Genomic DNA, 13445 nt, shown 5'->3' with positions numbered 1-13445 from the left:
CGCGCGTTGGCGCGCCTCGCGCGCCCGCGCGGTGGCGCGAGTCGCCACAAATCGTCGCTTCGACCGCCTCTGAGGCGACGAATTCTGGCGACTCACGCGGTTGAGTTGCCGGGAAGCCGACCTGGGCGGAGCCGATACCCGCGCGCGCCCGGAAGAATGGATGCCATGACCGATCTCAACGACCAGTGGTTCGCCCGTGCCAAGGACGTCATCCCGGGCGGGGTCAACTCGCCCGTGCGCGCGTACGGGTCCGTCGGCGGCACGCCGCGATTCGTGCAGTCCGCCTCGGGACCCCGGATCACGGATGCCGCGGGTCGCGAGTACGTCGACCTCGTCGCGTCGTGGGGTCCGGCACTCCTCGGTCACGCGCACCCCGAGGTGGTCGGCGCGGTGCAGGCCGCGGCATCCCGGGGTCTGTCGTTCGGCGCGCCCACGGGCGCGGAGGTGGAGCTGGCCGACCTCGTCGCACAGCGCGTACAGGTCGGCGATCTGAAGCCCATCGAGAAGGTGCGCCTGGTCTCGACCGGTACCGAGGCCACGATGACGGCGATCCGCCTCGCCCGCGGCGTCACCGGTCGCGACCTGCTCATCAAGTTCGCCGGGCACTACCACGGGCACTCCGATGGGCTGCTGGCCGCGGCGGGCTCCGGTGTCGCGACCCTCGCGCTCCCCGGGTCGGCGGGCGTCCCCGCGCCGATCGCCGCGCAGACCCTCGTGCTGCCCTACAACGACCTCGACGCGGTGCGCGAGGTGTTCGAGGTGCACGGTGAGAACATCGCGGCGATCATCGTCGAGGCGGCTTCGGCCAACATGGGCGTCGTGCCGCCGCTGCCCGGCTTCAACGCCGCTCTCGCCGACATCGCGCACAGCCACGGCGCGCTGCTGATCATGGACGAGGTGCTCACCGGCTTCCGCGTGCACCCCGCCGGCTTCTGGGGCCTGCAGGCCTCGCAGGGCGAGCGCTACCTGCCCGACATCCTCACCTACGGCAAGGTCATCGGCGGAGGGATGCCGCTGGCCGCCCTCGCCGGCCGCGCCGAGGTCATGGACCACCTCGCGCCCCTGGGCCCGGTGTACCAGGCCGGCACGCTGTCGGGGAACCCGCTGTCGGTCGCCGCGGGCCTCGCGACGCTGCGCCTGGCGACGCCCGAGGTGTACGCCGCCGTCGATGCCGCAGCCGCGCGGGTGTCGGAGGCCCTCGATGCCGCCCTGACCGCCGAGGGCGTGGTGCACGCCGTGCCGCGCGCCGGGTCTCTGTTCGGCGTCGCGTTCCTGCCCGAGGTGCCGCGCGACTACGCCACCGCGCTCACGCAGCAGTCGTACCGCTACGCCCCGTTCTTCCACGCGATGCTGGATGCCGGCGTCTCGCTGCCCCCGAGCGTGTTCGAGGCCTGGTTCCTCACCGCCGCCCACGACGACGTCGCCCTGGAGCGCGTGCTCGACGCGCTGCCGGTGGCGGCGAAGGCGGCCGCGGAGGCGCTGGATCCGACGCTGCTCGCGCAGTGATCGGGGCCGACTCGACGGCCTTGCCCTGGAGATCGACAACCGCATCGGACTCCGGGTCGGTCACGGCCGGCGACGGTGCGGCGGGGGTCGTCGAGGGATGGAACCTCGGGGACGGCGTCTCGAGTCGCCCGACGACGCGACACGCGACCCCGCGACGGTGACGGCGAGTCTGCGCTGCGAATAACGCCGACCCGGTCGCAGGTGATCGCGGGATGGAAGACTGGAGCGATGCTCTCTCCCCAGCCCCGTGTCGTCGTCCTCGCCGGTGGAGTCGGGGGGTCGAAGTTCACCCTCGGAGTCCGTGCCGCCCTGCGTCGGCTCGGCGCTCGCGAGGCCACGGTGGTGGTCAACACCGGCGACGACCTCTGGCTCTCGGGCGTCCGGCTCCAGCCCGACATCGACTCGATCACCTACGCTCTCGCCGGGGTCAACGACACCGTCCGCGGCTGGGGTCGCGCGGGTGACACCGAGCGCGTGAATGAAGAACTGCAGGCGTGGGGCGCCGGGTGGCCGTGGTTCACCCTCGGCGACCTCGACCTCGGCACCCACCTCGCGCGCACCGGCTGGCTGCGCGAGGGCCACACGCCGACCGAGGTGCTCGGTCGGATGGCCGAGCGCTGGCCGCTCGGCATCCGGATGCTGCCCATGACCGACAGCGAGGTCGACACGCACGTGCTGCTCGAGGACGGGCGCCGACTGCACTTCCAGGAGTGGTGGACGCGCCACCGCGCTCAGCTGACTCCGCGCGCGTTCGAGAACCCCGGAATCTCGGATGCCGTGCCCGCACCCGGAGTGACGGATGCCATCGCGGCGGCCGACGTGGTGCTGCTGGCGCCGTCGAATCCGGTCGTCTCGATCGGTCCGATCCTCTCCGTCCCCGGCATCCGGGAGGCGCTGCGCGCGAGCTCGGCGCGTGTCGTCGGGGTCTCGCCGATCATCGGCGGCCGGGTCGTGCGCGGGATGGCCGACGTGTGCCTGACGGCGATCGGAGTGAAGACCTCGGCGGCAGCCGTCGCGCGGCACTACGGCGCCCGCTCGGCCGATGGGGTGCTGGATGCGTGGCTGCTGGCGGAGGAGGATGCCGCGTCGGCGGCGGACGTCGAGGCGGCGGGGATCCGCGCGGTCGTGCGGCCGCTGTGGATGAGCGACGACGACGCGTCGGCCGCGATCGCCGAGGCGGCGCTGGGGGCCTGAGGCGCCCAGCGGGGTTCCGCCGGCGCGCGGAAGCAGAGCGGCGGATGCGGGCGTCGCGGGGTATCCCATCCGAGAACGTTACGGATCTCCGGATCCGCGTCGAGGCGTGCGCCCCTGGTCAGGCCGCCGCCGCGAGCACCGCGGCCGTGCGCGGGCCGACGCCCAGGGCGACGGCCTCGGCGAGCTGCACGGCGGTGTCGACGTCGCGGCGCAGCGTCGAATCGCGGGGTACGGCGAGGTCGGCGCACCCGAGCAGGCGGTGACGCGCGGCGGAGTCGGCGCCGAACGCCGACACCCACACCGCGCCCGGTCGGGCCGTGACGAGGGTGGAGCCGGTGCCCTCGGCATCCGGGACCAGGCCCCGCTCCACACGACCGGCCAGTTCCAGGGCGGCGTCGAGGTCGTGCGGGGTGAGCGCCGGGACGTCGCCGAGGAGGGCGGCTCGGGGCGTGCCCTGGCCCGCAGCCTCCGCGCCGAGGGCGATCGCCGCGTCGAGGCCGCGGACGTCTCCCTCGCTGACCACGTCGACCGCGGGCCACTGGTCCACCAGTCGGGAGATCTCCGCATCGTCGGTGACGACGACGACGCGCGCGACTCGGGGCGTCGCGGCGGCGGCTGCGATCGTGTCGAGCGCGAGGGCGCGGGCGAGCGCCTCGCGGTCGGAGACGCCGGTCAGGCGCGATTTGCCGATCGCCGCGGGTTTGACCGGGACGATGATCGACCATCCGTCGCGGATCTCTGGGGTGCTCATCGGCTCCATTGTGCGTCGAACCATGGACATCCGTGGGCGGGGGTAGCGGTGGGCCGAGGTTTCGTGCTGCGACGGCGTCCGCCGCGACCGGCCCGAGCCCGGCGGGAGCCGCCGCGCCTCAGCCGAAGCGCTTGCGCAGGCGGGGGAGGATCTCCTCGCCGTACATGTGCAGGAACTCCTTCTGGTCGTGTCCGGGGTCGTGGAACACGAGGTGGCGGAAGCCGAGGTCGACGTAACGCGCGATGCGCTCGACGTGCTCGTCGGGGTCGGTCGACACGATGAAGCGGGAGGCGACGCGCTCGATGGGCAGCTCGTTCGCGAGGCGCTGCATCTCGAGCGGGTCGTGCACGCTCATCTTCTCGTCGGGGGTGAGGGCCAGCGGTGCCCAGAAGCGCGTCTTCTCGAGGGCGGTGTCGTGGTCGGGGTGGTACGAGACCTTGACCTCCATGAGCGTGTCGACGTCGTCGCGGGTGCGACTGGCCTTGGACAGGCCGTCGTCGAGGGCGGGGAGGAGCTTGTCGGTGTAGAGCTCGGGGTCTTTGCCGCTCGTGGTGATGTAGCCCTCGGCGATGCGGCCGGCCAGACGCGTGGCGGCGGGCCCGGAGGCGCCGATGTAGATGGGCACCTTCTGCTCGGGGCGGTCGTAGATGGTGGCCTCCTTCACCGAGTAATAGGTGCCCTCGTAGGTGACCCGTTCGCCGGCCCAGAGCTCGTTGATGATCGTGATGGCCTCTTTGAGCCGCTGGAAGCGCTCGGGCGGCTCGGGCCAATCCAGGCCGAGGGTGACCTCGTTCAGCGCCTCTCCCGTGCCCACGCCCAGGACCACGCGGCCGGGGTACATGACGCCGAGCGTGGCGAACACCTGGGCGATCACGCCCGGGTGGTAGCGGAAGGTCGGGGTGAGCACGCTCGTGCCGATCATCACCCGCTCGGTGCGCGCACCGAGGGCGCCCAACCACGGCAGGGCGTTGGGGGCGTGGCCGCCGTCGTGCATCCAGGGCTGCAGGTGGTCGGAAAGGAAGACGGAGTCGAAGCCCATCTCCTCGGCGAGCACGCCGAACTCGAGCAGTTCGTTCGGGCCGAACTGCTCGCTCGACGCCTTGTAACCGAAACGCAGGGGAATGGTCATCGCTGTCTCCTAGCCGTGCGGGTGGGTGGGGATGGAACCGGTGACGGGCGTGCGGGCGGGCTCGAACTCCGACCCGTCGGCGCCGGCCAGTCTCTCGTGAAACGCCTGCACCGTGCCGGGCCACAGCAGCGTGAGGCGGCCCGAGCGGTGGTCGACGTACCAGTTGCGGCAGCCGCCGGTGAGCCAGGGGGTGGATGCCGCGGCCGCGGCGATCTCGTCGGTGTACGCGGTCTCGGCATCCGGGCGCACCCGCAGCACGAGATCCGGGCGCCGGTCGCGCTCGCACAGCGCGCGCACGACGTAGGCGGCCTGCTCCTCGGCCATGAGCACGGCGGAGTTGTGTCCGAGGCTCGCGTTGGGGCCGTTCAGCACGAAGAGGTTGGGGAAGCCGACGACCACCGTGGACCCGAACGAGGTCATACCGTCGGACCAGTGCGCCGCGAGCGTTCCCTCCTCGCCGTGCACGAGGTCGGCGTAGGGCTGCTGCGCCGAGGCGAAGCCGGTCGCCAGCACGAGAACGTCGGCGTCGTGACGCGCCCCGCTCGCGGCCACAAGCGTCGAGCCCTCGACCGAGACGAGCGCCGTGGGCTCCAGGGTCACGGCATCCGAGGCCACCGCGGGGTAGAACGCGTCGGAGAGCAGCACGCGCTTGCATCCGAAGGCGTAGTCGGGGGTCAGCGCGTCGCGCAGGGCGGGGTCGGCGACCTGGGCGTGCAGGTGGTCGAGCGCGATCTCGCGGGCGGCGGCGGATGCCGCGGGCTCACCCGAGCGGGAGGCGAAGCGCTGCTCGCCCTCGGCGTAGAGCTCCGCCCGCAAGCGTGCGAGGTCGCCGGGGTGATCGGCGAGGCGTTCGCGCTCGTCGACGGGGATGTCCCCGCCCCCGCGCGGGACGATCCACGCGGGCGTGCGCTGGAAGAGCGTGACGTGGGCGGCGCGGCCGGCCAGTTCCGGGACGAGCTGCACGGCGCTCGCGCCGGTGCCCACCACGGCGACGCGTTTCCCGGCGAGGTCGACGTCGTGATCCCACCGAGCGGAGTGGAACAGGGCGCCGTCGAACGACTCGAGCCCCTCGATCGCGGGCACGTGCGGCTCGGTCAGGCGCCCGCAGGCCAGGACGAGGGAGCGGGCCGTGACGGGTTCCGCACCCGTGTCGAGGTGCCAGACGGCGCGATCAGCATCCCACCGCGCGCCGAGGAGCGGGGTGCGCAGGCGCAGGCGCTCGCCGAGGTTCTCGCGAACGGCGACGTCGCGCAGGTATCGCTGGATCTCGCCGCCCGCGGCGAAGGTGCGCGTCCAGTGCGGGTTGGGGTGCGCGGCGAGGCTGTAAAGGTGGGCGGGCACGTCGCACGCGACGCCGGGGTAGGTGTTGTCGCGCCACGTGCCGCCCACGTCGTCGGCGCGTTCGAGCACGACGATGTCGTCGCGGCCGGCCCGGCGCAGGGCGCCGGCCATCGCGAGGCCGGCGAAACCGGCGCCGACGATCGCGACGTCGACGACTCTCACGCGTGGGCTCCGTCGGGCGTGCGGGCCCCGTCGACGGGCAGGGGGAAGCGCGTGCCACCGCTCGTCACGATGTACGGCGTCGCTGCGTCGGTGACCCGGTAGTCGGTCGTGCGCAGCCGGAACGGCCGCATGAGGCTGCGCGCGAGCCGCTCGGCGGCCGGCACGGGCAGCTCGAGGCCCTGCTCGATCCCGGTGTCGGGGAGCACTCGCCCGTCGTACAGCGTGCCGCCCAGATCGTCGCCGCCGGAGCGCAGCAGCACCGCCGCGGTCTCACGGCCGACGCGGGTCCACGGGATCTGCACGTGCGAGATGCTGCCCGACAGCAGCAGCCGCGACACCGCGACCATCGACCGGTGCTCGTCGACCGGTGCGCGTCCGGCCACCAGCGGCACGTCGCCGCCGGGCAGGGGGATCGGGACGAACTCGGCGAAGCCGTGTGTCTGGTCCTGGATCGCGCGCAGACGCCGCAGGTGGGCGATGCGCTCTTCGGCGGTCTCGACGTGCCCGTAGAAGAGCACCGAGGTCGAGCGGAGGCCCGTGAGGTGCGCGGCGGTGATGGTCTCGATCCACGCGTCGGTCTCGAGATCGGCCGGAGCGACGAGGGCGCGAACCCGCTCGCTGAGCACCTTGACGCCCGTTCCGGGCACGGTGTCGACCCCGGCGGCGTGCATCGCGGCGAGCGCGCCGCCCAGGCCGAGGCCGCCACGTTCGGCGAGATCGCGCACGTCGAGGGGACGGTAGGCGTGCACGTGGATGCCGGGAGCGGCACCCTTCACGGCCCGCACGAGGTCGAGATACCCGGCGGGGTCTTCGCTGCCGGGCAGCGCGCCCTGGATGCAGATCTCGGTCGCGCCGAGGTCCGCGGCATCCACGGCGATGGCCGCGGCGTCGTCGAGGTCGAACTCGCCCGGTGCCGTGCGCCCGCCGCGGCGCAGCCCGGTCGAGGTGAGGTTGCGGTTCTGCACGAGCGTGACCGGCTCGCCGACCGTGTAGCGGCGGGCGTCGTCGGCGACGGCGGTGAGGTCGTCGAGCTCGACGCCGGTCGCGTGCAGCAGTCGCGTCCAGTCGGCGTCGTCGAGCGAGAGGGGAGCGGATGCCGCCCGCTCGGCGAGCCGGCGCACGCCGGGGTCGGAGGCCGTGACGAAACGGTCGACGCGAACCCCCACGGCGGCCCCCGCGCCGACCGGCGCGACCGCAGCGGCGAGGCCGTCGGCATCCGCCAGGGCACGCAGGGGCGCGTGCAGGGCCGGATCGATCCAGGTCTCGGCATCCTGAACGAACTCGGGATGCGCTGTCAGCCGCTCGCGCAGCTCGTACCCGTGCGCGGCGGTGTGGGCGGCCAGGTCGTCGATCTGCGGCCAGGGTCGCTCGGGGTTGACGTGGTCGGCCGTCAGCGGAGACACCCCGCCCCAGTCGTCGATGCCGGCGGCGACGAGCAGCCCGAGCTCGCGCGGGTCGGAGAGGTTCGGCGGCACCTGCACCCGCATGTCGGGACCGAGCACGAGACGCGCCACGGCGACCGCCGCGAGGTACTCGCGCATGTCGGCGTCGGGTGCGCCCTGCATGGCGGTGCGGGGCTTCGCGCGGAAGTTCTGCACGATGACCTCTTGCACATGGCCGTGCCTCTCCGCGCTGTCGCGAAGGGCGACCAGCGACTCCGCGCGGTCGCGGACGGTCTCGCCGATGCCGACCAGGATGCCGGTGGTGAACGGGATGCCGGCGGCCCCCGCGTCGTCGATGACCTTCAACCGCAGCGCCGGGTCTTTGTCGGGGGAGCCGAAGTGCACCTGACCGGGCTCTTCGTACAGGCGCCGCGAGGTGGTCTCGAGCATCATGCCCATGGAGGGCGATACCGGGCGGAGCGTCGCCAGCTCGTCGGGGTGCATGACGCCCGGGTTGGCGTGCACGAGCATGCCCGTCTCGGCGGTGATGAGGCGGGAGATGTGGGCGACGTAGTCGATGGTGGAGGTGAACCCGTGCTCGTCGAGCCACGCGCGGGCCTCGGGCCAGCGCTCCTCCGGACGGTCGCCCAGGGTGAGCAGTGCCTCTTTGCAGCCGAGGGCCTGCCCCTGCCGCACGACCGTGAGCACCTGCTCGGGCGTCATGTACGCGGGCTTGCGCAGCAGCGCGAGCTGGCCGGGTGTGTCGACGAAGATGCAGTAGTGGCAGCGGTCGCGGCAGAGCGTCGTCAGCGGGACGAAGACCTTGCGCGAGTACGTGATGACACCGGGACGGCCCGCCCGTTCGAGGCCCTCGTCGCGGAGGGCCGCGGCCACCGGGAGGAGGGCGTCGAGGTCGACCTCCAGCAGCGTCTCGGTCTCGTCGACGTCGGGCCGGTGTCCGGCGGCCACGCGCGCGAGGAGGTCGTCGATCGACGTGCCCCGGGCCGGTGCGACTCGCGGCGCAGCGCTGCCCGTGCTCATCGCTCCAGGCTATCCCCCCGCTCCGACATCAGGGCCGGAGGGTATGCGGGCCGGACGTCGTGGCATCCGTTGCGTTCGATCGTTGCCGTCCTGTGAGGTGCCCGGCCGATCCGCGTGCGGCGACGCTGGCAGGATGGAAGGCATGGTGACCCTGCTGCTCGATTCGACGCAGCTCGAGGTCGTGCTCTCGCCGACCGAGCGGGCTCTGTCGTTCCGCAAGACCAACATCGTCGTCCCCCGCGAGCACATCGACCGGGTGCAGCTGACCGACGACGCGTGGACCTGGATCCGCGGGGTGCCGAACCCCGGAATCAACTTGCCCGTCGCGGTCGGCGCCGGCACGTGGAAGTCCGCCGGCGGCAACGACTTCGTCATCATCCGCGGGCGAAAGCCGAGCGTGGTCGTCGACCTCGTCGGTCACGACGAGTTCGAGCGCCTGGTGCTCACCACCAAGCACGGCGTGGCCCTGGTGAAGGCGCTGCGCCTCGACGTGGCATCCGAGCCGGAGGACGTGGCCGACATCGTCGCCTGAGCGGCGCCGGCAGCGCCAGAGCGCCGGCCCGTGCTCGCGCCCGCCGGCCCGTGCTCGCGCCCTCCCGCGCCGGCCCGCGCTCGCGCCCGCCCTTGGTCGCGCCCCCGCGCCCGCCCCGGCTCGCCCTCCGCACGCCCGCGGCGATCGAGTGTCCACGACACGCGGACGAACTTTCGCGCCGTCCGGGTTTCTCGGACACTCGACCGGCGCGAGCGGCGCTGCGCTCAGCTCGTGAACTGCACCACGGTGTCCCACGCGAGCTTGACGATCAGGATCGACAGGGTCACCAGGAACACGATCCGCACGAAGCCGCTGCCCCGGCGCGTGGCCATGTGGGCGCCGATGAAGCCCCCGGTGATGTTCATCACGGCCATGGCGAGGCCCAGCGCGAGGATGATCTCGCCGTGGACGCCGTACACCGCGAGGGCCGCGAGGTTGGTGGTGAGGTTGGCGATCTTGGCGTTGACGCTGGCCTGAAGGAAGCCGTAGCCCAGCACGCCCACGATGAGGATGACGAAGAACGAGCCCGTCCCCGGACCCAGGATGCCGTCGTAGAAGCCGACCAGCAGACCGATCGCCCCCGCCCTCCAGGCGACGGCCGCGCGGGAGTCGTGGCGCGGTGCGTGCTCGAGGCCCATCTTCGGCTTGAACAGGGTGTACAGCGCGACGGCCACGACGGCCACGAGCACGATCGGCGTCAGCACCTCGCGCGGGACGAAACGCGACAGGGCGGCACCGACCGTCGATCCGGCGTACGCGCCCGCGACGAGCGGCACGAGGAGCACGAGCTGCACCCGGATGCGTCGCAGGTACACCCAGCTCGCCGAGAGCGTTCCGAAGAACGACGACAGCTTGTTGGTGCCGAGGATGAAGGGCGTCGCGACGTCTTTGGGCACGCCGATCACGAGCGCGGGGAGCTGGATGAGTCCGCCCCCGCCCACCACGGCATCGACCCAGCCGGCGACGCCCGCGGCGACGAGCAGCAGGACGAGCGCGGCCACCGAGACGGGGAGCCACTCGGCGATCACCGGTCCATCGAGCACGGTTGATTCTCGCCGCTGCGGACGGCGCCGACAAAAAGCGCAGCGCCGGGCGGGTCAGTCGATGTCGCGGCGCCAGGTCGTGAACAGGCCGATGACGAGCAGCACGACGGCATAGCCGAGCAGCACGAGACCGCCCGCCCACCACTCGAGGGTGCCGCCGCCCGCCGTGCCCATCGCGCCGAAGATGGTCTGCCCCACGAGCGCGTCGCTCGCGGCGCTGGGGAACCACTTCACCACGTCGCCGAAGCCCTCGACGACCCCGCCCAGGGTGCGGATGATCGGCTCGACGAACAGCGTGACCGCGAGCACGATCACGATGGCGGCGACCTGATTGCGCACGACCGTGCCGACGCCGATGCCGACCACGGCCCACAGCGCGAAGGCCAGCAGCATGCGGCCCACGAGCACCCACGTGTCGGCGGAGGTCAGCTCCGCGTCGATGCCGAAGATGCTCAGAACGCCCGCCCCCGTCGCGATCGCCGCGAGGGAGCCCAGGATGCCGTACAACAGCCCGACCAGGATGCCGACGACGAATTTGCCCGCGAGCACGACGCCGCGCCGCGGCGTCGACAGGAAAGTCGGGGTCAGCGTCTTGTGGCGGAACTCCGTGGTCACCATGAGGGTGCCGATGAGCAGGGGGAAGACGTAGCCGACCGCCGAGGCCGTGCTGTAGACGAGCGGCGGGACGCCGTCGGCCGACATCGCCGGACCCGACGACCCGGTGAGTCGGCCCGAGGCCACCCCGCCGAACACGAACGCGAGAAGGCCCGCGGTGAAGGCGACGTAGACGATGAGGACGATGCCGAGCACCCACCAGCCGGCGGTGGTGAATTGCTTCGTGTACTCGGACCGCGTGGCGGACAGGAGCGTCATCGCGACACCTCCTGCTCGCGACGGGTGCGGTGGTCGTCGGGCGCGGCGCCGTCGGGCGTGGCGCCGTCGGAGGCATCGGCGGCGGGCGCGCTGCCCACGGGCACGATGTCGATGACCCCGGTCGACGCCACCGCGTAGGACGGACGGGGCCCGTCGGCGACCTCGGCGCGGGCCGGGGCGGCGGGGGCCGAGGCGGCGGGAGCACCCGCGGCGGGGGCGATGACCGCGACCAGCGCCGTGGACGGGCGGGGTTCGTCGGCGACGCGGTCCTCGACCGAGGGCGGGGCGTCCTCGACCGGCGGGGCGTGCTCGGCCGCAGCCGCGGGGGCGTCTGCCGCCACGACGGCCGCAGCGACCTCATTGGCGGCCGGGGCGTCCTCGGACGCGGGGGCCGTGGCATCCGTCGTCTGGAGCGTGGTCCCCCCGGCGCTCGCGTGCACGCGGACGCCGCTCACGAGCTCGAGGAAGATGTCCTCCAGGCTCGCTCCCTTGCTCTGCAGGTTCGACAGCGCGATGCCCGCGCCGGCGGCCAGAGCGCCGACCTCGACCGGCTCGTGGTGGCGGATCGTGAAGCCGTTGCGCAGCAGCTGGTACTCGATGCCGCGCTCGTCGAGCAGGCGCGACAGCGCGGCGCGATCGGGGGAGTCGACGACGGTGGCGTACTCGTCGGGGTCGGCGAGGTCTTCGATGCCGCCCTGGAACACGAGCCGGCCGCGCGAGATGATCAGCAGCGCGTCGACGGTCTGCTGCACCTCGGCGAGCAGGTGCGAGGAGATGAGCACCGTGCGTCCCTCTTCGGCGAGGTGGCGCAGCAGGGAGCGCATCCACCGGATGCCCTCGGGGTCGAGGCCGTTCGACGGCTCGTCGAGCACCAGCACGCCCGGGTCGCCCAGCAGCGCCGTGGCCAGACCCAGGCGCTGGCGCATGCCGAGCGAGAAGCCGCCGACGCGGCGTCCGGCGACGTCGGCGAGGCCGACCAGCCCCAGCACGTGATCGATGCGGGCGGTGGGCAGGTTCGCCGCGCGGGCGTAGACCTTGAGGTGGTTCGCGGCCGACCGGCCGGGGTGGAAGCTCGAGGCCTCCAGGGCTGCGCCCACCGTCTGCAGCGGCGAGGCGAGGTCGGCGAACGCCTTGCCGCCGATCGTCGCGGTCCCCGACGAGGGACGCACGAGGCCGAGCAGCATGCGCAGCGACGTGGTCTTGCCGGCACCGTTCGGGCCGAGGAATCCGGTGACCTGTCCCGGTTCGATGCGCGCGGAGAGATCGTCGACCGCCGACACCGCTCCGAAGCGTTTGGTGAGGCCGGCGAGCTCCAGCACCTGTCCGTCGGGCATTCGGCACCTCTCGTTCGGTGGGCGTTCTGTCCATCTTCCCCGATCCGGGGCCGAAAACCCATCTCGGGGCGTGTGTAACGTGGCACCGTGCACGCACAGCGATCCGCAGACGACAGCGTCCTCGTCGGGGGTCGTCGCGGCCTCGGCCACCTGACCCTCAATCGGCCCCGCGCGATCAACGCCCTCGACCTCGACATGATCCGGGCTCTCAATGTCACCCTCGACCGCTGGGAGCGCGACACCGATGTCGACGTCATCCTGCTCGACGGGGCCGGCGACCGCGGATTCTGCGCGGGTGGCGACGTGCGGGCCCTGCACGAGATGGTCACCGCCGGTCGCGTCGAGGAGGTGCACGCGTTCTTCCGCGAGGAGTACGCCCTCGACCACCGCATCGCCACGTCGCGCAAGCCGATCATCGCCATCGCCGACGGCGTCTGCATGGGCGGCGGCATCGGGTTGGCCGGCCACGCCGCGATCCGCATCGTGACCGAGCGCTCGCGCCTGGCGATGCCCGAGACGCGCATCGGGTTCACGCCCGATGTCGGCGGGTCGTGGCTGCTCGCCCGCGCCCCGGGCCGCCTCGGCGAATATCTGGCCCTGACGGGCGGGACGATGGATGCCGCCGACGCGCTGTATGCGGGATTCGCCGACCACATGGTGCCCACGGCCCACCTCGAGGCGCTGTACGAGGCGCTGGAGAACCGCGCCGACCCCTCGAGCCCGACCGAGCTCGTGCTGCTGTTCGACGAGAGCCCCGAACCCTCGCGCCTCGAGACGGCGCGGGAGTGGATCGACGACGCCTTCGCCGCCGACGACGTGCCGGCGATCATCGACCGTCTGCGGGCGCGGTCCGAGCCCGAGGCCCGCGAGACCGCCGACCTGCTCGCCTCCTCGGCGCCGACGGCGGTGGCGGTGACCCTCGAGGCGGTCCGTCGCGCCCGCGCCCTGCCCTCCCTGCGCGCCACCCTCGCGCAGGAGTACGGCCTCGTGCTGTGGTTCGCGTTCACCCAGCCCGATCTCGTCGAGGGGATCCGCGCGCAGGTCGTCGACAAGGACCGGTCTCCGCGCTGGACGCCCCCGCGGCTCGACGAATTGCCCGGCGACCGGGTGGCGGAGGCCTTCGCGTACGAGCCGGAGCCGGAACTGTGGTGACAGCC

General features: G+C 72.8%; 11 protein-coding genes. 4 read left to right on the top strand and 7 right to left on the bottom strand.

Features of this window, described 5'->3' with window-relative positions:
- Positions 1-165: 165 nt before the first annotated feature.
- Together hemL and cofD are read left to right on the top strand one after the other, a co-directional pair.
- A complete protein-coding gene (hemL, locus tag B0B15_RS01180; protein WP_076672912.1) occupies positions 166-1506 on the top strand; it encodes a glutamate-1-semialdehyde 2,1-aminomutase in 1341 nt (446 codons plus the stop codon).
- Between the two features lie 228 nt (positions 1507-1734).
- Positions 1735-2700, top strand: coding sequence for a 2-phospho-L-lactate transferase (gene cofD, locus B0B15_RS01175; protein ID WP_076672911.1), 966 nt, complete (start codon positions 1735-1737; stop codon positions 2698-2700).
- A 118-nt stretch (positions 2701-2818) separates the two neighbouring features.
- On the opposite strand, the gene cofC is transcribed toward cofD, so the two are convergent.
- The 4 genes from cofC to cofG form a co-directional block, all read right to left on the bottom strand.
- On the bottom strand, positions 2819-3451 hold the full coding sequence (cofC, locus tag B0B15_RS01170) for a 2-phospho-L-lactate guanylyltransferase (protein WP_076672910.1): 633 nt from the start codon (positions 3449-3451) through the stop codon (positions 2819-2821).
- Between the two features lie 118 nt (positions 3452-3569).
- Positions 3570-4580, bottom strand: coding sequence for a glucose-6-phosphate dehydrogenase (coenzyme-F420) (gene fgd, locus B0B15_RS01165; protein ID WP_076672909.1), 1011 nt, complete (start codon positions 4578-4580; stop codon positions 3570-3572).
- Between the two features lie 9 nt (positions 4581-4589).
- Complete coding sequence (locus tag B0B15_RS01160) at positions 4590-6083, bottom strand: flavin-containing monooxygenase (RefSeq protein WP_076672908.1); 1494 nt, start codon at positions 6081-6083, stop codon at positions 4590-4592.
- A complete protein-coding gene (gene cofG, locus B0B15_RS01155; protein WP_083708801.1) occupies positions 6080-8506 on the bottom strand; it encodes a 7,8-didemethyl-8-hydroxy-5-deazariboflavin synthase CofG in 2427 nt (808 codons plus the stop codon). Before cofG ends, B0B15_RS01160 begins: the two co-directional genes overlap by 4 nt.
- Before the next feature lie 142 nt (positions 8507-8648).
- Here cofG and B0B15_RS01150 point away from each other — a divergent pair, with 142 nt between their 5' ends.
- Positions 8649-9038 (top strand): hypothetical protein, encoded by a 390-nt coding sequence (locus tag B0B15_RS01150; RefSeq protein WP_076672907.1) that lies wholly within the window; start codon positions 8649-8651, stop codon positions 9036-9038.
- 224 nt (positions 9039-9262) lie between these two features.
- On the opposite strand, the gene B0B15_RS01145 is transcribed toward B0B15_RS01150, so the two are convergent.
- From B0B15_RS01145 to B0B15_RS01135, 3 genes are read right to left on the bottom strand one after another with little or no spacing between them, the layout of a single operon-like run.
- Complete coding sequence (locus B0B15_RS01145; protein ID WP_076672906.1) at positions 9263-10081, bottom strand: sulfite exporter TauE/SafE family protein; 819 nt, start codon at positions 10079-10081, stop codon at positions 9263-9265.
- A 54-nt stretch (positions 10082-10135) separates the two neighbouring features.
- Positions 10136-10954 carry an ABC transporter permease gene (locus B0B15_RS01140; RefSeq protein WP_076672905.1) on the bottom strand — a complete coding sequence of 273 codons (819 nt, stop codon included), beginning with the start codon at positions 10952-10954 and terminating at the stop codon, positions 10136-10138.
- Positions 10951-12288 (bottom strand): ABC transporter ATP-binding protein, encoded by a 1338-nt coding sequence (locus B0B15_RS01135; RefSeq protein WP_076672904.1) that lies wholly within the window; start codon positions 12286-12288, stop codon positions 10951-10953. The genes B0B15_RS01140 and B0B15_RS01135 overlap by 4 nt, the downstream gene beginning before the upstream one ends.
- Before the next feature lie 87 nt (positions 12289-12375).
- Here B0B15_RS01135 and B0B15_RS01130 point away from each other — a divergent pair, with 87 nt between their 5' ends.
- Positions 12376-13440, top strand: a complete 1065-nt coding sequence (locus tag B0B15_RS01130; protein ID WP_076672903.1) for an enoyl-CoA hydratase/isomerase family protein — start codon at positions 12376-12378, stop codon at positions 13438-13440.
- Positions 13441-13445 lie beyond the last annotated feature (5 nt).

The sequence above is a fragment of the Microbacterium sp. RU1D genome, from assembly GCF_900156435.1.
In the GTDB taxonomy this organism is placed as follows: Bacteria; Actinomycetota; Actinomycetes; order Actinomycetales; family Microbacteriaceae; genus Microbacterium.
This window is presented reverse-complemented; position numbering and strand designations above follow the sequence as displayed.

Coding starts and splice junctions, on each gene's coding strand:
- hemL (WP_076672912.1), top strand. CDS start 166: ATGACCGATCTCAACGACCAGTGGTTCGCCCGTGCCAAGGACGTCATC.
- cofD (WP_076672911.1), top strand. CDS start 1,735: ATGCTCTCTCCCCAGCCCCGTGTCGTCGTCCTCGCCGGTGGAGTCGGG.
- cofC (WP_076672910.1), bottom strand. CDS start 3,451: ATGAGCACCCCAGAGATCCGCGACGGATGGTCGATCATCGTCCCGGTC.
- fgd (WP_076672909.1), bottom strand. CDS start 4,580: ATGACCATTCCCCTGCGTTTCGGTTACAAGGCGTCGAGCGAGCAGTTC.
- cofG (WP_083708801.1), bottom strand. CDS start 8,506: ATGAGCACGGGCAGCGCTGCGCCGCGAGTCGCACCGGCCCGGGGCACG.
- B0B15_RS01150 (WP_076672907.1), top strand. CDS start 8,649: ATGGTGACCCTGCTGCTCGATTCGACGCAGCTCGAGGTCGTGCTCTCG.
- B0B15_RS01140 (WP_076672905.1), bottom strand. CDS start 10,954: ATGACGCTCCTGTCCGCCACGCGGTCCGAGTACACGAAGCAATTCACC.
- B0B15_RS01135 (WP_076672904.1), bottom strand. CDS start 12,288: ATGCCCGACGGACAGGTGCTGGAGCTCGCCGGCCTCACCAAACGCTTC.